General features: G+C 57.6%; 18 protein-coding genes. All 18 read left to right on the top strand.

The window, feature by feature from the left end; translation table 11 throughout:
• The 18 genes from E0765_RS11440 to E0765_RS11355 are packed head-to-tail and all read left to right on the top strand — an operon-like array spanning position 1 to position 19,583.
• A complete protein-coding gene (locus E0765_RS11440; RefSeq protein ID WP_132813361.1) occupies positions 1-960 on the top strand; it encodes a Gfo/Idh/MocA family protein in 960 nt (319 codons plus the stop codon).
• Positions 960-1,535, top strand: a complete 576-nt coding sequence (locus E0765_RS11435; protein WP_132813360.1) for a DapH/DapD/GlmU-related protein — start codon at positions 960-962, stop codon at positions 1,533-1,535. Before E0765_RS11440 ends, E0765_RS11435 begins: the two co-directional genes overlap by 1 nt.
• Entirely contained in the window at positions 1,532-2,614 is a 1,083-nt protein-coding gene (locus E0765_RS11430) for a DegT/DnrJ/EryC1/StrS aminotransferase family protein (RefSeq protein WP_132813359.1), read from the top strand. Before E0765_RS11435 ends, E0765_RS11430 begins: the two co-directional genes overlap by 4 nt.
• Positions 2,611-3,798 carry a UDP-N-acetylglucosamine 4,6-dehydratase gene (locus E0765_RS11425; protein WP_132813358.1) on the top strand — a complete coding sequence of 396 codons (1,188 nt, stop codon included), beginning with the start codon at positions 2,611-2,613 and terminating at the stop codon, positions 3,796-3,798. The genes E0765_RS11430 and E0765_RS11425 overlap by 4 nt, the downstream gene beginning before the upstream one ends.
• Positions 3,799-4,938 (top strand): LegC family aminotransferase, encoded by a 1,140-nt coding sequence (locus E0765_RS11420; RefSeq protein WP_132813357.1) that lies wholly within the window; start codon positions 3,799-3,801, stop codon positions 4,936-4,938.
• A complete protein-coding gene (locus tag E0765_RS11415; protein WP_132813356.1) occupies positions 4,935-5,516 on the top strand; it encodes an acetyltransferase in 582 nt (193 codons plus the stop codon). The genes E0765_RS11420 and E0765_RS11415 overlap by 4 nt, the downstream gene beginning before the upstream one ends.
• Positions 5,513-6,508: an N-acetylneuraminate synthase gene (gene neuB, locus E0765_RS11410; protein ID WP_132813355.1), complete on the top strand. Its 996-nt coding sequence runs from the start codon at positions 5,513-5,515 to the stop codon at positions 6,506-6,508. Before E0765_RS11415 ends, neuB begins: the two co-directional genes overlap by 4 nt.
• On the top strand, positions 6,505-7,668 hold the full coding sequence (neuC, locus tag E0765_RS11405; RefSeq protein WP_132813354.1) for a UDP-N-acetylglucosamine 2-epimerase: 1,164 nt from the start codon (positions 6,505-6,507) through the stop codon (positions 7,666-7,668). The genes neuB and neuC overlap by 4 nt, the downstream gene beginning before the upstream one ends.
• The gene (locus tag E0765_RS11400) at positions 7,665-8,711 is read left to right on the top strand and encodes a nucleotidyltransferase family protein (protein ID WP_132813353.1); all 1,047 of its coding nucleotides are present in this window, start codon (positions 7,665-7,667) and stop codon (positions 8,709-8,711) included. Before neuC ends, E0765_RS11400 begins: the two co-directional genes overlap by 4 nt.
• Complete coding sequence (locus tag E0765_RS11395; protein WP_132813352.1) at positions 8,711-9,784, top strand: acyltransferase; 1,074 nt, start codon at positions 8,711-8,713, stop codon at positions 9,782-9,784. The genes E0765_RS11400 and E0765_RS11395 overlap by 1 nt, the downstream gene beginning before the upstream one ends.
• A complete protein-coding gene (locus tag E0765_RS11390) occupies positions 9,777-10,454 on the top strand; it encodes an NTP transferase domain-containing protein (protein ID WP_132813351.1) in 678 nt (225 codons plus the stop codon). The genes E0765_RS11395 and E0765_RS11390 overlap by 8 nt, the downstream gene beginning before the upstream one ends.
• Positions 10,451-11,716, top strand: coding sequence for a lipopolysaccharide biosynthesis protein (locus E0765_RS11385; RefSeq protein WP_132813350.1), 1,266 nt, complete (start codon positions 10,451-10,453; stop codon positions 11,714-11,716). Before E0765_RS11390 ends, E0765_RS11385 begins: the two co-directional genes overlap by 4 nt.
• The gene (locus E0765_RS11380; protein WP_132813349.1) at positions 11,700-13,061 is read left to right on the top strand and encodes a hypothetical protein; all 1,362 of its coding nucleotides are present in this window, start codon (positions 11,700-11,702) and stop codon (positions 13,059-13,061) included. Before E0765_RS11385 ends, E0765_RS11380 begins: the two co-directional genes overlap by 17 nt.
• Positions 13,062-13,063: 2 nt before the next feature.
• Entirely contained in the window at positions 13,064-14,872 is a 1,809-nt protein-coding gene (asnB, locus tag E0765_RS11375) for an asparagine synthase (glutamine-hydrolyzing) (RefSeq protein ID WP_132813348.1), read from the top strand.
• A complete protein-coding gene (locus E0765_RS11370) occupies positions 14,853-15,989 on the top strand; it encodes a glycosyltransferase family 4 protein (protein ID WP_132813347.1) in 1,137 nt (378 codons plus the stop codon). Before asnB ends, E0765_RS11370 begins: the two co-directional genes overlap by 20 nt.
• Complete coding sequence (locus E0765_RS11365; protein ID WP_132813346.1) at positions 15,989-16,489, top strand: DapH/DapD/GlmU-related protein; 501 nt, start codon at positions 15,989-15,991, stop codon at positions 16,487-16,489. Before E0765_RS11370 ends, E0765_RS11365 begins: the two co-directional genes overlap by 1 nt.
• Positions 16,486-17,490 carry a glycosyltransferase family 2 protein gene (locus E0765_RS11360; protein ID WP_132813345.1) on the top strand — a complete coding sequence of 335 codons (1,005 nt, stop codon included), beginning with the start codon at positions 16,486-16,488 and terminating at the stop codon, positions 17,488-17,490. The genes E0765_RS11365 and E0765_RS11360 overlap by 4 nt, the downstream gene beginning before the upstream one ends.
• On the top strand, positions 17,487-19,583 hold the full coding sequence (locus E0765_RS11355; RefSeq protein WP_132813344.1) for an STT3 domain-containing protein: 2,097 nt from the start codon (positions 17,487-17,489) through the stop codon (positions 19,581-19,583). Before E0765_RS11360 ends, E0765_RS11355 begins: the two co-directional genes overlap by 4 nt.

The following is a 19,583-nucleotide window of genomic DNA, read 5'->3' as shown; positions in this document are numbered from 1 at the left end:
ATGAAAAACTTCGCCCTGATCGGAGCGGCGGGCTATATCGCTCCGCGCCACATGAAGGCGATCAAGGAGACGGGCAACACTCTCATCGCCGCTCTCGACAAATACGACGGGATCGGGATCATGGACAGCCATTTTCCGCAGGCCCACTTCTTTACCGAGTTCGAGCGGTTCGACCGCTTCATCGACAAATGGCACCGCGAACACGACAAACGGATCGAGTACATCGCGATCACTACCCCCAATTATCTCCATGACAGCCATATCCGCTTCGCCCTCAAAAGCGGCGCCCACGCTATCTGCGAGAAACCGCTCGTCCTCAATCCCCACAACCTCGACCAGCTCAAGGTCATCGAGGAAGAGACGGGTAAAAAAGTCTACAACATCCTCCAGCTGCGCCTGCACGACTCCATCATCGCGCTCAAAAACAAGATCGCCGCTGAGCTTGAAGCCGATCCGACCCGTATCTACGACATCGATCTCACCTACCTCACCAGCCGGGGACGATGGTATTTTGTCAGCTGGAAAGGCGACGAAGCCAAAAGCGGCGGGATCGCCTCCAACATCGGGGTCCATTTCTTCGACATGCTCAGCTGGATTTTCGGTCCGGTCGAGGAGAACGTCGTCCACCTCAAACAGCCCGACGCGAACGCGGGATACATGAAACTCAAAAACGCCCGGGTCCGGTGGTTTCTGAGCGTCAACTACGACTACATCCCCGAAACGGTGAAAGCCTCGGGGAAAACGACCTACCGCAGCATCACGGTCAACGGCGAAGAGTTCGAGTTCAGCGAAGGGTTCACCGACCTCCACACGACCAGTTACCGCCATATCCTGCAAGGAGGCGGTTTCGGCCTGGAGGAGGCGCGCAATTCGATCAACATCGTCTCGACGATCCGTAATCTCCCCGCTTTGGGGCTGGAGGGGGAATACCACCCCTTTTGCCGGAAGGTACTGGGATAATGGCGCCCTTTTTTGCCCACCCCTCGAGCTACATCGACGAAGGGGTTCAGATCGGCGATAACACCAAAATCTGGCACTTCAGCCATATCCTCTCAGGTACTGAAATCGGCGAAAACTGCTCCTTCGGCCAAAACTGCGTCGTAGGGCCGAAGGTGAAAATCGGCAACGGCGTCAAAGTTCAAAACAATGTCAGCGTGTATGAAGGGGTGGAGTGCGAAGACGACGTCTTCCTCGGCCCCAGCATGGTGTTCACCAACGTCATCAATCCCAGAGCTTTCATCGTACGTCGCGAAGAGTTCAAAAAAACCTTCCTCAAGCGCGGGTGCAGCGTCGGCGCGAACGCAACGATCGTCTGCGGCGTCACGATCGGCGAATACGCCCTCATCGGCAGCGGTGCGGTGGTCAACCGCGACGTCAGACCCTACGCGCTGATGGTGGGGGTCCCGGCGCGCCAGATCGGCTGGGTGAGCCGCGCGGGCAACACCCTCTCCTTCGATGAAAACGGGATCGCTATCGACCCTTACGACAACAGCCGCTATATCCTCGAAAACGACCAATTAAAAGAGCTTCCATGACGATCGATTTCGCCAACCTCCAAAAACACTACCGCCTTTACCAAGAAGAGATCGACGTGGCGGTCCATGCCGTCATGGACAAATGCAACTTCATCATGGGCGAAGAGGTTTTGCAGCTCGAAAACGCCCTGGCAGCCTATGTCGGGGTCCGTCACGCGATTACCTGCTCCAGCGGTACCGACGCGCTGCAGCTCGCCCTGATGGCCGTCGATATCGCGCCGGGGGATGAAGTGATTACGACGCCTTTCACGTTTATCGCTACCGCCGAAATGATCGCCCACCTTGGGGCCGTTCCCGTCTTCGTCGATATCGACGAAGCGACCTACGCCATCGATCCGGCTAAAATCGAAGAGAAGATCACCCCCAAAACCAAAGCGATCATCCCCGTCAGCCTCTACGGGCAGACGGCGGACATGGACGCGATCAACGCCATCGCGTCCAAACACGGCCTTATCGTCATCGAAGACGCCGCACAGAGCTTCGGGGCGACCTACAAAGGGAAAAAATCGTGCGGCCTCAGCGATATCGGCTGCACCAGCTTCTTCCCCGCCAAACCGCTGGGGTGCTTCGGCGACGGCGGAGCGATCTTCACCGACAACGATGCGCTGGCCGAAAAAATGCGCTCGCTTCGCGTTCACGGACAGAGCAAACGCTACCATCACCGCTACATCGGTATCGGCGGACGGCTCGACACGATCCAGGCGGCGGTCCTTCTCGTCAAGCTCCGCCATTACGAAACCGACCTCGCCCTGCGTCAGGAAGTCGCCCGCAAATACGACGCGGCGCTGAAGGGGAAACGGCCTCTACCCTTCATCGCACCCGATCGCACCTCGGCGTACGCGCAGTACTCGATCCGTGTCCAGGACCGCGACGCGCTCCAAGAGGAGCTCAAAAGCCGGGGAATCCCCACGGCGGTCCACTACCCGATGCCGCTGCATCTGCAGGAGTGCTTCGCCTATCTGGGGTATAAAAAAGGGGATTTCCCCATCAGCGAAACGGTAGCGAACGAAATCATGAGCCTCCCCATGAATCCGTTTCTCACAGACGCCGAAATCGAATACGTAGCAGGTGCGTTATGAACATCCTCTCCCTGATCGGACGGAATAAAGAACTCTTCGGCGAAGATATTTCCGAACACGAGAACGAACTCTCACAGATCGTCTCCTCTTCGAGCTTTCTCGTCATCGGCGGGGCCGGATCGATCGGCCAGGCGGTGACCAAAGAGATTTTCAAACGCCGTCCCCGCAAACTCCACGTCGTCGACATCAGCGAAAACAACATGGTCGAACTGGTGCGGGACATCCGCAGCTCGTTCGGATACATCGACGGCGACTTTCAGACGTTTGCCCTCGACATCGGCTCGGTGGAATACGATGCCTTCATCGAAGCCGACGGCCGTTACGACTACGTCCTCAACCTCTCGGCCCTCAAACACGTCCGGAGCGAAAAAGACCCCTTCACCCTGATGCGGATGATCGACGTCAACGTCTTCAATACCGATAAAACGCTGTTGCAATCGATAGCGAAAGGGACCAAAAAATATTTCTGCGTTTCGACCGACAAAGCGGCCAATCCCGTCAACATGATGGGGGCAAGCAAACGGATCATGGAGATGTTTCTGATGCGGCGCAGCCTCGAAATACCGATCTCCACCGCCCGCTTCGCCAACGTCGCTTTCAGCGACGGATCGCTGCTGCACGGGTTTAACCAGCGGATCCAGAAACGCCAGCCCATCGTCGCCCCCAACGATATCAAACGCTATTTCGTCACCCCCAAAGAATCGGGCGAGCTGTGCCTGATGTCGTGCATCTTCGGCGAAAACCGCGATATCTTTTTCCCGAAACTGAGCGAAGAGCTCCATCTCATCACGTTTGCCGACATCGCGGTAAAATACCTCGAAGCGCTCGGATACGAACCTTATCTGTGCGCCACCGAAGACGAAGCCAGGGAACTGGCCAAAACACTCCCGGATGAGGGAAAATGGCCCTGCCTTTTCACCGCCAGCGATACGACGGGAGAAAAAGATTTCGAAGAGTTTTTTACCGACAGGGAGACGCTCGACATGAAACGTTTCCACAACCTCGGGGTGATCAAAAACGATCCCCTCTACGAAGAGGCGAAACTGCGCCACTTCACCGAAACGATCGGGAAGATGAAAGCAGGGCGCTCCTGGTCGAAAGAGGATATCGTCAACCTCTTTTTTGAAATGATCCCCGATTTCGGCCACAAAGAGACCGGGAAATACCTGGACGGGAAAATGTAAATGCAGACGCAAACCGTAGAGTTCATCCGCACCCTGTACCGGACCGAAGGGTTTATCGCCCTCCACGAACCCCGCTTCGGCGGAAACGAAAAAGCGTACCTGAACGAATGCATCGATTCGACGTTCGTCTCAAGCGTCGGAATGTTCGTCGACCGGTTCGAAGCCGAATTCGCCCGCACCGTCGGAGCCAAATACGCGGTCGCGACGGTCAACGGCACCGCGGCGCTGCACATTTCCCTTCTTTTGGCGGGAGTGCAGAGGGGGGATGAAGTGATCACCCAGCCGCTGACGTTTATCGCAACGGCGAACGCGATTCACTATTGCGGGGCGGAGCCCGTTTTCCTCGACGTCGACCGCGATACGATGGGGCTGAGTCCCGAAGCGCTGAAACGGTTTTTGGAAGAGCACTGCGTCGTGGACGAAAAACGCTGCGTCAACCGCGCCAGCGGCAAAACGATCCGGGCATGCGTGCCGATGCATACCTTCGGTCATCCCTGCCGGATCGATGAGATCAAAACCCTGTGCGACGCGTGGCACATCGTCCTCGTCGAAGACGCAGCCGAGTCACTGGGCAGTTACTACAAAGAAAAGCACACCGGAACCTTCGGTACTCTGGGAGCGTTCAGCTTCAACGGGAACAAAATCATCACCAGCGGAGGCGGCGGGGTCATCGTTACCGACGACGAAGCGCTCGCCAAGCGGGCCAAACACATCACGACGACGGCCAAAATTCCCCATCCCTGGGAGTATGCCCACGATGAAATCGGCTACAATTACCGTCTTCCCAACCTCAATGCGGCACTGTTGTGCGCCCAGCTCGAGCAGCTGGAGGGATTCTTGGAAAACAAACGCGACCTTGCCGAAACCTACCGCTGTTTTTTTGCCGGAATGGGAGTCGATTTTGCCGCCGAGCCCCCGCATGGGCGTTCGAACTACTGGCTCAACGCGATCGTGCTGGCCAATCTCGAAGAGCGGGATGCGTTTTTGGAATACACCAATGCCCAGGGGGTCATGACCCGACCGATCTGGAAGCTGATGAACCGTCTGCCGATGTTCGCTCACTGCCGATGCGGCGACCTCTCGAATGCCCTCTTTCTCTCCGAAAGAGTGGTCAACATCCCCAGCAGCGTGCGCCCATGAAACCGCAAATCCTTTTGGTCGGCGGAGGGGGTCACTGCAAAGCCCTCATCGACGTCATCGAATCGGGAGGGTATTACGCGATCGCGGGGATCATCGACCGTCCCGAACTCGTCGGGGAAAAACTCCTGGGATACGACGTGATCGGGTGCGACGACGATCTCGCTTCGCTCGTCTCGCGTTACCCCAACGCGATCGTCGGCGTAGGACAGGTGCGCACCCCCGACCTGCGGAAAAAACTTTTTGCCCTGCTCGAGAGTGCCGGGTACGTCATCCCCTCTATCGTATCGCCGCGGGCTTACGTTTCCCCCCACGCTTCAATCGGCCCTGGGAGCGTCGTGATGCACGACGCTCTGGTGAATGCCGACGTCCGGGTAGGGGCGAACTGCATCATCAACACCAAAGCGCTGATCGAACACGACTGCCGCGTAGGGGATCACTGCCACATCTCCACCGGGGCGATCCTCAACGGAGCCACCGTCGTCGGCAACGGGACCTTCGTAGGGAGCAACGCCCTCTCCAAAGAGGGGACGAAAATCGCGGACGGTTCATTCATTAAAGCGGGGAGTATCGTCACATGAGCACTTTCATCATCGCCGAAGCGGGGGTTAACCACAACGGGAGCCTCGACCTCGCCAAAAAACTGATCGACGTCGCCGCAGAAGCGGGGGCGGACGCCGTCAAGTTCCAGACCTTCAAAGCCGAAAAACTCGTCTCCAAAAAAGCGCAGAAAGCGGAGTACCAAAAACAGACCACCGATGCCGCCGAATCGCAATACGACATGATCAAAAAGCTCGAGCTGGACGAACCCGCGCACCGCGAACTGATCCGCTACTGCGGCGAGAAAAAAATCCGCTTCCTCTCGACGCCGTTCGACCACGAAAGCATCGAGCTGCTCGATGCACTGGGTATGGAAATCTTTAAAATTCCCAGCGGCGAAATCACCAATCTCCCCTACCTTCGCCACATCGGGGGGCTGGGCAAAGAGGTGATTCTCTCCACCGGGATGGCCGATCTGGGGGAAATCGAGGACGCGCTGGACCTCCTGGTATCTTCGGGAACCCCTAAAGAGAAAATCACGATCCTCCACGCCACCACCGAATACCCCTGCCCTATGGACGAAGTGAACCTCAGGGCAATGGGGACGATCGCGTCGGCATTCGGGATACGTACGGGCTATTCGGACCACACCCGGGGGATCGAAGTGCCGATCGCCGCGGTGGCGATGGGGGCTAGCGTCATCGAAAAACATTTCACCCTCGACCGGACGATGGAGGGACCCGATCACAAAGCGAGCCTGGAGCCCGACGAGCTGTGCGCAATGGTGGCCGCGATCCGCAACATCGAAAAAGCGCTGGGGGACGGGATCAAAAAACCTTCCCCGAGCGAAGCCAAAAACATGGCGGTGGCCCGCAAAAGCATCGTCGCCGCACGCCCCATCCGCGCAGGGGAGGTCTTTACCTCCGAAAACATCGCGATCAAACGCCCCGGAACCGGGATCAGCCCGATGCGCTACGATGAAATCGTAGGGGAACGCGCCGCACGAGATTACGAGGAGGACGAACCGCTATGAAAAAAATCTGCGTCGTCACCGGGACACGGGCCGAGTACGGGCTGCTCTACTGGCTTATGAAAGAGATCGAGGCCGATCCGCAGTTCCGGCTGCAGCTTGTCGTGACGGGAATGCATCTGAGTCCCGAATTCGGCCTCACCTACAAAGAGATCGAAAAAGAGTTCCGCATCGATAAAAAAGTCGAAATGCTCCTCTCGAGCGATACCGCGATCGGGATCTCCAAATCGATGGGGCTCGCGCAGATCTCGTTTGCCGAATGCTTCGACGAACTCAAACCCGATCTTCTGGTGGTGCTGGGAGACCGCTACGAAATCTTCTGCGCCGCCAGCGCCGCGATGATTGCGCGGATTCCGATCGCCCACCTCCACGGGGGGGAGACGACCGAAGGGGCATACGACGAAGCGATGCGCCACGGCATCACCAAAATGGCTCACCTGCACTTTACCGCCGCCGAGCCCTACCGCCGCCGCGTCATCCAACTGGGAGAACACCCAACCCGCGTCTTCAACGTCGGGGGGATGGGAATCGAAAACATCCGCCGCCTTCCGCTCCTCTCCAAAGAGGCGTTCGAAGAGAGCGTCGGGTTTTCCCTCGCCCCCAAAAACCTCCTGGTGACGTTTCACCCCGTCACCCTCGAAAACGCGACCGCGGAAGAGCAGTTTGGCGCCCTCTTGGATGCTCTCTCCACTCTCGAAGAGACGCGCATCATCTTTACCAAGGCCAACAGCGACACGGACGGTCGGATCATCAACAAGATGATCGACGAATACGTCGCGCACAATCCCGTTACGTCGGCGGGCTTCGCCTCGCTGGGGCAACTGCGCTACCTCAGTGCGCTGCAATACGTCGACGGGGTGGTAGGGAACAGCTCGAGCGGCCTGATCGAAGCCCCCGGTTTTGGCATCGGGACGATCAATATCGGTGAGCGCCAGAAAGGGCGCCTTAAAGCGTCAAGCGTCATCGACTGCGCCCCGAGCAAAGAGTCGATCCTGGAGGCGCTGAACCGCCTTTACTCGGCTCCGTTCCGCGAAAGCCTCCGCAGCGTCAAAAACCCCTACGGAGAGGGGAACGCAAGCATGCGGATACTCGACATCCTCAGGCAAACCGATTTATCGGGGCTGCTGAAAAAATCCTTTTACGACCTGGAGCAAAAATCATGACACCGATCAACCGAATCAAGCTCCTCCCGACCTCGACGATCCGCGAAGCGCTGCGGATCATCGACAAGGGGGCAATGCAAATCGCCATCGTCGTGGATGAAAACGACCGCCTCCTGGGAACCCTAACCGACGGTGATATCCGCCGGGGGCTGCTCAACAATCTGAACCTCGATGACCAGGTCGAGAGCATTGTTTTTAAAACCCCCACCGTCGCGAGGCTGACCGACTCCAAAGAGGAGATCCTCCAAAAAGCGCTGACCAAAAAACTGCGCCAGATGCCGGTGGTCGACGAAGAGAACCGGGTCATCGGGATCCGGGCGATCGAAGAACTGGTCCGCCCCCATCGCAAACCCAATAAGGTCATCCTGATGGTCGGGGGACTGGGAACGCGTCTTCGCCCCCTGACCGAAGAGACCCCCAAACCGATGCTCAAAGTCGGAAACAAACCGATCTTGCAGACGATCGTCGAAACGTTCGCCCAATACGGCTTTACCGACATCGTCATGTGCGTCAACTACAAATCCGACGTGATCCGCAACCATTTCGGGGACGGAAGCGCGTTCGGCGTGAACATCGAATACCTCCTCGAAGAGGAGCGGATGGGAACCGCGGGGGCTCTGAGCCTCCTTTCCCCAGTCCCCGACGAACCGTTTTTCGTCATGAACGGCGATCTGCTCACCAACGCCAATTTCGGCCATCTCCTCGATTACCACACCGACCAGGACGCGACGGCGACCATGTGCGTCCGCGAATACGATTTTCAAGTCCCCTACGGCGTCGTCAATGTCGAAGAGAACCGGATCCTCTCGATCGTCGAAAAACCGGTCCACAAATTTTTCGTCAGCGCGGGAATCTACATGCTCAGTCCCAAGGCCCTGGAACGGATCCCCAAAAACCGGTTTTACGATATGCCGACCCTGTTTGAAACCCTGATCGCCGAGGGGGAGAAAACCATCTCTTTCCCGATTCGCGAATACTGGCTCGACATCGGCCGGATGGAAGAGTACGAACGGGCCAACGTCGAATACCACGAGTTTTTTTGATGGGGAGAGTCTATACGATCGATTACCTGCGGGGGATACTCGCCCTGCTCGTGATGGTCTACCACTTTTCGATCTGGGAAAAACTCTTTGTTCCCGACGCCGCATCCGCCCTGACGCGAAACGCCCTCTACGGCGTTTCCCTCTTTTTCATCATCAGCGGTTTTTCGCTCACGCTGAGCTATTATCGCAAATTCGACCGCTTCGATACTCTTAGCCTCAAAGATTACTTCTACAAGCGTTTTGCCCGGATCTACCCCCTTTACTGGCTGGTGGTGACCCTCTTTCTAACGGCGCTTCTCGTCGGAGGAAAAACGTTTCCCCCCATCGAACAGATTCTTCTGAATCTTTCGCTCACGTTTGTCCTTTTCGGACACTATACGGGCTTCACGGCGGGAAGCTGGTCGATCGGGATCGAGATCGCATTTTACCTCCTCCTCCCCTTCGCCCTCTACGCTCTCCGCAAAGCCAAAAAAACGGGATTGACCGCGCTGGGCGCGCTGGCCTTCGGCGCGTTGGGCGTTTCGGCGTTCGGGATGTTCGACTCCCCCGAAACGGCAGAATACTGGCCTATCTACATGAACCCGCTCAACCACGTCTACTTTTTTCTCTTCGGAATTGTCGCGGGGGTTCTTTATATTGAGCACAACAATCTCTTCTCGCTCCCGAAACGGACGGTCTGGTTCCTGATCGCCGCAACGGCTCTTGCCGCGGTATTCTACCCGATCGAAGGGGGAATCGTCGCCCTCATCTACGAGGAAAACCGCCTGATCCTCTCGGCGGTCGCACTCACACTGTTTTACCTGTTTACGGCCCTAAACCCGCACGTCGAGCACCAAAGCCCGGCGGCAAAAACGCTCGAACGGTTCGGAAATATCTCCTACACCCTTTACCTGTTACACCCCGTCGTTTTTCTCGTCTGTAACGTCCTGTGGTTCAGGAACAGCGACATCGCACCCCAAGCGCAGATCGTTTTCATGATTCTCGCGACTCTCGTCGCGTCGCATTTCGTCTACGAACGCTACGAACTTCCTCTTACCCGATCCCTCTTATCCCGGAGAGCCCGACATGATTGAGCATCACACCGTATTGGCGGTTATCCCCGCACGCGGCGGGAGCAAACGCCTCCCCCGCAAAAATCTCCTCCCCCTCGGCGGCAAACCGCTGATCGGATGGACGATCGAAGCGGCGCTCGAAAGCCGCTACATCGACCGCATCGTCGTTACCAGCGACGATCCCGAGATCCTCGCCATCGCACGCGATTACGGGGTAGAGGCGCTCAAACGCCCCGATGAACTGGCCACCGACACGGCCGGAACGTTCGAGGCGGTCGAACACGCGGTGCAACACTCCCCCAAAAGCGATTTTGTGGTGCTGCTCCAGCCCACCAGCCCGCTGCGCAAAGCGCACCACATCGACGAAGCGCTCGAAAAAGCCGTTGCGCAAAACGCCGATGCCGTCGTTTCGGTCTGCGAAACCGACCACAGCCCGCTGTGGAGCAATACCCTCCCAAAAAACGGAAGCATGGAGCGTTTCCTGCGCGACGAGGTCCGCAACAAGCGGAGCCAGGATCTGGAAAAATACTACCGGATCAACGGCGCCGTCTACGTCTGTAAAACAGCCCCCCTGCTGGAACAGAAAAGTTTTTTCCTGAACGCGAACATCTACGCCTATCCGATGGACCGCGAAAGTTCGGTCGACATCGATGAAGAGATTGATTTCAAAATCGCCGGATTGTACCTGTGAGCCTGCGCAGACACATCTTCTCCTATTCGGCCGCCAACATGGTCAACGCAGCGCTCCCCTTTTTGCTGCTGCCGCTGCTTACGTCATACCTGAGCCCCGGCGATTACGGGAAACTCTCGCTGGTGCAATTGTTGATGAGCCTCTCGTTCCCTTTTATCCTTCTGAACATCCACAGTCTGTTCGTCCTGGAATATTCGAAACTCTCTCCCGCCGAATTCGGCCGGTTCGTTTCGTCGATGGTATGGATACCGCTGGGCGCTTTCGCCTTCCTTGAGCTTCTGTTCATCCTTTTTCACTCCCCGTTGTCGGCGGCGTTCAAGATTCCCTCCGAATGGGTCCTCTGCGTCCCGCTGTTCGCCCTGATGCAATCGATCCCGACGATGCTGCCCGTCATCTTCCAGGCGAAAAAAGAGCCTCTCAACTACGCCAAGTTCAAAATCTCCCTGACGCTGGCCAATTTTGCCTTTACCCTCGTATTCATCGTTTCGCTGGGGATGGGGTGGGAAGGACGCATCCTGGGGATCGCCGCCGCGTACGCCCTATTCAGCCTTATCGGGCTTGCGGTGCTCCGTTCTCTGGGCTACCTGGAACTTTACGTCTCGCGCGACACCCTCAAAGAGGCGCTGCGCTTCGGCATCCCCCTGCTCCCCCATACCCTGGCGGGAATTTTGCTGGCGATGTCGGACAAACTCTTTCTAGCCAACATGATGGGGGTGCACGAAGTGGGTCTTTACAGCGTCGCGTTCCAGGTCGCAGGGGGGATCTTGATCGTCATGACCTCGGTCAACCAGGCGTGGATGCCCCATCTCTACGAACAACTCAACGCCTCCCCCTCGGCGGGGACCAAAATCCTCATCGTCGGGCAAACCTACAAAGTCGCCCTGGGGATGGCGGCGTTCACCCTCGTTTTCATCGCCCTCGTGCCGCTGGTGTACCGTTTTTTCATCGGCGAAAACTACCAAGGAGGGGTCGTCCTTTCGCAGGTCCTCTCGGTCGCGTTCTTACTGCAGGGGTTTTATTTCATCGTGACCAACTATATTTTTTACGTCAAAAAAACCTACCTCCTCTCGATCGTGACCACCCTCTCGCTCCTGTTGCTGTGGGGGCTGAACTACTTTTTTATCCTCCGCTACGGGGTAATCGGCTCGGCGTACGCCCTCGTCTGCGGATACGGAACGATTTTCATCCTCGGGTGGATTCTGGCCCATCGGCTCTATCCCATGCCCTGGATCTTTTGGAGAAACCATGAACGGCACATTTAAACGGACTGAACGCGACTACGGCGTCGAAACCCTCCGCTACGGCGGCGAGCAGGTGTGGTCGTACCTGAGAACCTATTATTTCTGGCACAGTATCCGGAACATAACAGGTGAATACGCCCTCCAGAACCGCCAAAGCCTCGCCAAAAAAGGGCTTAAGGCGCTGCGCGAAGCGTTCTACGGCTTTAGCAACTGGTTTCGCCGCTACGACTACCTCGTTTTCTCCAACACCCAGTCGCGCTTCGCCTACCGTGGAATCTACCGCGAAAAAGCGTTCGAAGAGCTCATCGCCTTGCTGGGGGAAGAGCGTTGCCTCTACATTGACCTCCCTAACCCGGACCATCTCCCCCGCAACCGGGTCTCGACGAAACGGATCGTCTCCAAACGGCTTCTCGACCTCACCGCGGGGTTGTTCATCCTCGCCGCGAAGCGATTGGGAGGGCGCATCGAGATCCCGCTGCTCGATACGATCAACCGCGACAACGCCACCTCCTTCGATTACGCTTCTTTCATCCGCGCGTTCAACGTCCGCAAAAGGGTGTACCGGTTTTTGTTCTCCCTTTACCGCCCCAAAGCGGTCTTCGTCAGCTGCTACGACAGCGACCAGGCGATCCTCAAAGCCGCCTCGGAGCTGGGGATCAAAACGATCGAGGCGCAGCACTCGGCGATCGGGAGCGAACATTTCGCCTACAACCTGCTCAAACCCCTCGATCCCTCCTATTTCCCCGATGTACTCCTCGCCTTCGGGGAATACGACCGCCATGCGCTCGAAAACACCCCCAACAACCCGATCGCACGGATCTACCCGGTCGGCCGCTACCAGCTCGAACTCATCGCGCGCGAACCGGTCCCCGAAGAGCTCCTCGACCTCGGCGACAAATACCGCCTGCGCATCTCCGTCTCAACCCAGTACACGGTCGAAAAAAAACTCGCCCTTTTCATCCGCGACCTCGCCCGCATCCACCGCGACATCGTCTTCATGTTCTCCCTGAGACATTTCGATCGGGATTATTACGAAGAATTCGGCATGGGGCCAAATGTCTATCTGTTCAAAGACGAATATTCGTGTTACGATGTCATGCGCGCTTCGGACATCCACATGACCTGCTATTCGACCTGCGCCCAGGAGGCGCTGTTTTTCGGCAAAATCGCGATCCTGGCCGACATTGACGCTCTGGCAACGAACTTCATGGGAAGCATGAAGAGTCCGAACATCCGGATCGTCAGCGACGCGCAGGAATTTGCAGAAGCGGCGGAGTCCCCTTTTGCGCAAGAGGTCTCCCCCCTGTGGGCGACGCCTCATACCCGGCGGCTCGAAGCCTTTATCCAAAACGAAATACGGAATTGACCATGTGCGGAATCAGCGGAATCATCGACCGAAGCAACACCCCCATCCCCCGCGGCGAAATCGAGGCTATGAACGGCCGCATTCGCCACCGGGGGCCCGATGATGAGGGGTTCTTCCTCGAAAACAATGTCGCCCTCGGCCACCGGAGGCTCTCGATCCTCGACCTGTCCCCAGAGGGACACCAGCCGATGCACCGCGCGCAGCGCTATGTCATCGTCTACAACGGAGAGGTCTACAATTACCTCGAACTGCGTGACGAACTGATCACGCGCGGCCATGCGTTCACCTCCCACAGTGACACCGAAGTGATCCTCGCCGCGTACGAGGAGTGGGGGGAAGGGTGCGTTTCACGCTTCAACGGTATGTGGGCGTTCGCCCTCTACGACCGTGAACGCCAAACCCTCTTTTGCAGCCGCGACCGTTTCGGGGTCAAACCGTTTTACTACGTGCAGACCCCTGGACGGTTCGCCTTCGGCTCCGAAATCAAACAGCTTCTCCCTTTTCTGTATGAGCGGAACGTCAATACGAAAATCCTGATGGATTACCTGGTTCTCAGCTACGAAGAACACACCGACGAAACGTTTTTTGAAGGGGTTTTCAAACTCCCCCCCTCGCACAACCTCCTCTATGATCTCAAAACGGGCGATTTTACCCTGCAGCGCTATTACACGATCCGGATCGACGAGAGTATGGGGGCGCTCGAAGAAGCCGAAGCGGTCCACACCTACGCCGCTTCCCTCGAAGACGCGATCAAAATCCGCCTCCGCTCCGACGTAAAGGTGGGGACCTGCCTCAGCGGGGGTCTTGACAGCTCGAGCGTCGCGGCGATCGCGGCGAAAATGTACAATACCAAAGATCGCTCTCTCAGCGCGGTTCACGCCAAATCGAGTGAAGCATCCAACGACGAAAGCCGATGGGCCCGCACGGTCGCCGATCACTGCGCCCTGGATCTGAACGTCATCGAACCGGGCGCCGACGCGTTCCGCGCCTGCCTCGAACACGTGATCCGCATCCAGGAAGAACCCTTCGGAAGCCCCTCGATCATCATGCAGTACCTCGTTTTCGAAGAAGCCAACCGGCTGGGGTGCAAAGTGATGCTCGACGGGCAGGGGGGGGACGAAACCCTCATGGGGTACGAACGCTATCTTCCCGCCTACCTCCTCAGCCTCAAAGGCTCGGCGAGGTTCCGGGGGTTCTGGCTGAGCTTCAGGCATTCCAAACTCACCCCGTGGAAACTCCTGCAGTATTTCGTCTATTTCACGAACGCGTCGATACGGCTGGCACGGCTCAAGAAAAAGCTTTCGTTCATCAAACCCGAATATTTCGACCGCCTCAGCACAGGCACCCTCCGCGATTCGGCCCGAAACTATGGTAACATTCTGGGATTGCAGCTTCTGGAGATCACCTCCACCCAACTGCCCCATCTTCTCAAATACGAAGACAAAAATTCGATGTGCCATTCGGTCGAGGCGCGGCTCCCCTTCGTCGATTACCGGAACGTGGAAAACGCCCTCGCGATCCGCAACGACCTGAAAATTCATAAGGGATGGACAAAATACCTTCTGCGCCGGGGGGTCGAAAAACTCCTCCCTTTCGAAGTGGTATGGCGCAAAGACAAAATCGGATTCGAAGCCCCGAGTGCGACATGGCTCAAAGCCCACGCCGAGGCGATGGAGGCTTCCGTGCGCAACAGCCCCCTGCTGCGCACCCTCTGTACGACGTACGACTATTCAAAACTGGACGCAAAAACCAGGTGGAAACTTTTCAACATCGCCGAATGGGAGCGGATCTATGACGTCAAAATTAACTAAAATCGCCCACCTCACCTCGGCCCACCCCCGTTACGACACGCGCATCTTTGTCAAAGAGTGCGCCTCTTTGGCCGAGCATGAGGGGTACGAGGTCTATCTCATCGTTGCCGACGGCAAGGGGGACGAAACGCGCAGCGGCGTCCGTATCCTCGATGCGGGCGCCCCCTCAGGGGGACGCCTGAGCCGTTTTACCCGCACGGTGCGCGCCGTGTTCGACAAAGCGCGCGATCTGGGTGCGGACCTCTACCATCTCCACGACCCCGAGCTGATGCCCATCGGGCTGAAACTCAAAAAGCTGGGGAAAAAGGTGATCTTCGACGCCCACGAAGACCTCCCCAAACAGATCCTCAGCAAAGCGTACCTGGGGACGGCGTCCAAAGCGCTCCTCTCCAAAGCCTCAGCCGCCTACGAACGCCATGCGTGCTCACGGTTCGACGCCGTCGTAACCGCCACCCCCTACATCCGGGAGAAATTCCTGCCGATCAACCCCCGCAGCGTGGACATCAACAACTTCCCCGTCCTGGGAGAACTCTCCAACGACGCGGCATGGGAAAACCGACATGACGAAGTGTGCTACATCGGGGGGATTTCGACGATCCGCGGGGTCTTTGAAATCATTACCGCAATGAGCCGTACCCAAAACGTCCGCCTCAACCTCGGGGGGAAATTCGAGACCGCCGAACTCCAAACCAAAGCGGAGCAGACCCCCGGATGGGAGAAGGTGAACATGCTGGGCTTTCTGGGGCGTGCCGAAGTGGCCGAGGTTCTCAGCCGCTCCAAAGCGGGATTGGTGACCCTCCACCCGACCCGCAACTACGTCGATGCCCTCCCGGTCAAAATGTTCGAATACATGGCCGCCGGAATCCCCGTCATCGCCTCGGATTTCCCGCTGTGGCGTTCGATCGTCGAGAACGCGCAGTGCGGTCTTCTCGTCGATCCGCTCGATCCCGAAGCGATTGCCGAGGCGATCACCTACCTCATCGACCATCCCGACCGGGCCCGCGCAATGGGGGAAAACGGTAAAAAAGCGGTCGTGAGTACCTACAACTGGGAGTGCGAAAAACAAAAACTCTTCGCCCTCTACGAAACCCTGCTGAACAAAGGGGAGGGGCGCTGATGTTCCTCGTACGGCTCTTTTACGCCTATATACTGCGGCGCACTCCCCCCTATTACGCCCATTACCCCCTCTGGCTGATCTTCTGGAAACCGCTGCGCAAATTTATCAATGTCGTCGTCATCCCCGCGCTCCCTTTCAACACCCTGCGTATCCTCCTCTACCGCGCAATCGGATTCAAAATCGGCAAAAACGTCTTCATCGGGATGAAATGCTATCTCGACGACATGGACCCTTCACTCACCCTCATCGAAGACAACGTCACGATTTCGTACGGCTGTTATTTCGCCTGCCACGGCCGAAACCAGACCCATACCCCGATCCGGATCGAAGAGGGGGCCTACCTCGGGATGCGCTGCACCGTCCTCTCGGGACGTTCGGGGATCGTGATCGGGCGGGGAGCGCTCATCGGCGCAGCCAGTCTCGTCAACCGTTCGATCCCCGAGGGAGCGACCGCCTACGGCGTCCCCGCAAAAATCCGACACGCCGGGCAACCTGCATGAAATCGCTTTCGATCATCATCCCCTGCCGCAACGAGGAACGCTACATCGGGCGGTGCCTTGATTCGGTTCTGCGGACCACCTACCCGCACGACCGGCTCGAAGTCATCGTCATCGACGGCCAAAGCGAAGACGCCACCCGCGCCATCGTCGAAAGCTACGCCGCGCGCCACCCTTTCATCCGGCTCATCGACAACCCCAAAAAAATCGCCCCCGCCGCTTTGAACCTCGGGGTCAGCGCATCAAAAGGGGAATACATCATCCGGCTCGATGCCCACACCGAGTATCCGCACGACTACTTCGAACGTCTCGTCGATGCGAGCATCCGGCTCGGCGCCGCCAACGTCGGTGCCGTCTGCCGCACCGAAACGATGAGCAAAACCCCTACCGCCAACGCGATCCAAAACGTCCTCAGCGACCGGTTCGGCGTCGGAAATTCCTCGTTTCGTACCGGCGTTTCGGAAATCGTCGAAGCCGATACGGTCCCTTTCGGCTGTTTCCGGCGCGATACGTTCGAGCGATACGGCCTCTTCGACGAGCGGCTCATCCGCAACCAGGATATCGAATTCAACAAGCGGATCGCCCGGGGAGGGGGAAAAATCTATCTCATCCCCGACGTCACCTGCACCTATTTTGCCCGTGAAACCTACGCCGGGCTCTGGCGCAACAACTACCAAAACGGTTACTGGAACATCCTCACCCCCTATTACACCCGGACGCTCCGTTCGCTGAGCCTGCGCCATTTCGTCCCGTTGCTCTTTGTGCTGGGGCTGATCGTCCCGACGCTCCTTTCGCTTCTTTGGGCCCCTTTTCTTTGGATCGGCGCCGCGGTACTCGGGCTTTATCTCGCAGCGGTGGGAATCCGCTCCGCGCAGATCGGGAAAAACACGACGTGGCTACGCCAAATCGCAGCGTTTGCGGTACTCCATTTCAGTTACGGCTTTGGGAGCATAGGCGGTATAATAACGATTCTGAAAAAAATCCCGCGTCAAGGCCAACGATGAATTTTTCACTCCCCAACGAGCGAACCTCGACCCTGCACGTTATCCTCCTGATCCTTTTTGCCTACGCGTTCAGCGTCGGGATGCGCCTGATCTGGATCGACTGGGCCTCGGGGATCCCCGAATTTCACTGGAACGCCGGATTGATGATCAACACCAACGACGGCTATTATTTCGCCGCCGCGGCCCAGCACTCGCTGAGCGGAATATTCGAACACAACCCCCGCGTCGCGGAGCCGTGGAGCTCGGCCACGATCGCCCTCACGGCCCTTGGCGCCAAGTTTTTCCCGCTCGAGAGCGTGATGCTCTATCTTCCGGTGCTCGTCTCCTCACTCGTCGTTGTCCCGCTGATCCTGATCGGCCGGCTCTTCAATGCCGCCTATTTCGGGTTTTTCGCCGCCCTCATCGCCTCGATCGCCTGGAGCTACTACAACCGCACGATGGCGGGATACTACGACACCGATATGTTTTCGGCGATGGCGCCGATGCTCATCGTCTACTTCCTCATGGCGACGACGATCAAAGAGAACGTCACGTGGGCGCTCCTCAGCGCCCTCTCGATCCTCGCTTACCCATTTTTGTACGATCAGGGGCTCTCGGTCATTTACGCCGTCTCCCTCTTTTACATGGGGTACATGCTCCTCTTCCACCGCAAAGAGCCTTTTACCTACTACTCGATCGCGCTTCTCTCGGTCGCCCTATTCCTCCTTCCGGTCTGGGTCAAATTCCTCCTGATCGCCGCTCTGAGCGTCGCTTATTGGCGCGGAGCACTTTCGTTGCGGTTGCTGCTCGTCCTCGCGGTGCTCGCCTTTGCCGTATTCCTCGTCAACGGCAACGTCGTCTCCCTCATCTGGGCGAAAATCGCCAGCTACACCGCCAAAGGGACCGCCGCCGACGGTGCGCTCCATTTCTTCCAGGTCACCCAGACAGTACGCGAAGCGGGAAAAATCCCCTTTTCCGAGATCGCCAACCGTATCAGCGGCAACACCGCGGCGCTGATCGCCGCCTCGCTGGGCTACGTCGCCCTCGTCGTCCGGCACAAGGCGTTTATCCTCACCCTTCCGCTGCTGGGGATCGGGCTCTTCGCTTTTTGGGGCGGATTGCGCTTTACAATCTATGCCGTCCCCGTTGCCGCGCTAGGGGTGGTTTATCTCCTTTATTTCATCACCGCGGGCGTTGCGTCGCGTAAAATCCGGTACACGGTCATCGGCGTCTCGACCGCCGTACTCCTCGCAGCCCATATCGTCCACATCCTCGAATACAAAGTTCCCACCGTCATGACGGCCAAAGAAACCGCGGCGCTCGACCGGTTCAAATCGATCGCTTCCCCAAAAGACTACACGATCGCCTGGTGGGACTACGGCTATCCGCTATGGTTTTATACCCACACCAACACTCTCATCGACGGGGGCAAACACCACCACGACAACTTTATCGTCAGCGAGATCCTGACCACCTCCTCAGCGCTCGAAGCGGCACGCCTCTCGCGCATCGCCGTCGAGACCTATGTCTCCTCGGGGTACAAAGAGATTGCCGACACCCTCTTCCTCCGCAAAGACGGTACGGCCGAAAACGTCGCGGACTACCTCGATACCCTGCGCTACGGCGAAAACGTCTCACTGCCCGCCAAATCGCGCGAAGTCTACCTCTACCTCCCCTGGCGGATGATCGATATCCTCCCGACGGTAACGCTCTTTTCCAACCTCGACCTCAACACTCCCGACAACCGTCCCCAACCCTATTTTTACATGACCGGTGCGGTACAGGACACGGGCAAAACCCTCGATCTGGGCAACGGCGTATCAGTTCTTAAAGAGCGTAATGTCGTCAAAATCGGCGATCGGGAAGTTCCCATCAAAGAGTTCTACCAGGCCGGTTACGATCAGAACAACAAACTTCAGGTCGCCCGCCAGCAATTCGCTTCAGAGGGGATCAACCTGATCTATCTCCCCAGCTACGGCCGTTTTTTGGTGCTGGACGACTACTACCTCAATTCGACGTTCATCCAGATGGGGGTATTCGAGCGGTACGATCCCAAACTGTTCGAGCCGGTCATCCTCGATCCCCTCACCAAAATCTACCGGCTGAAGGTCTGA

Origin of the sequence: Sulfuricurvum sp. IAE1, from assembly GCF_004347735.1 — a bacterium.
Classification (GTDB): Bacteria; Campylobacterota; Campylobacteria; order Campylobacterales; family Sulfurimonadaceae; genus Sulfuricurvum.
This window is presented reverse-complemented; position numbering and strand designations above follow the sequence as displayed.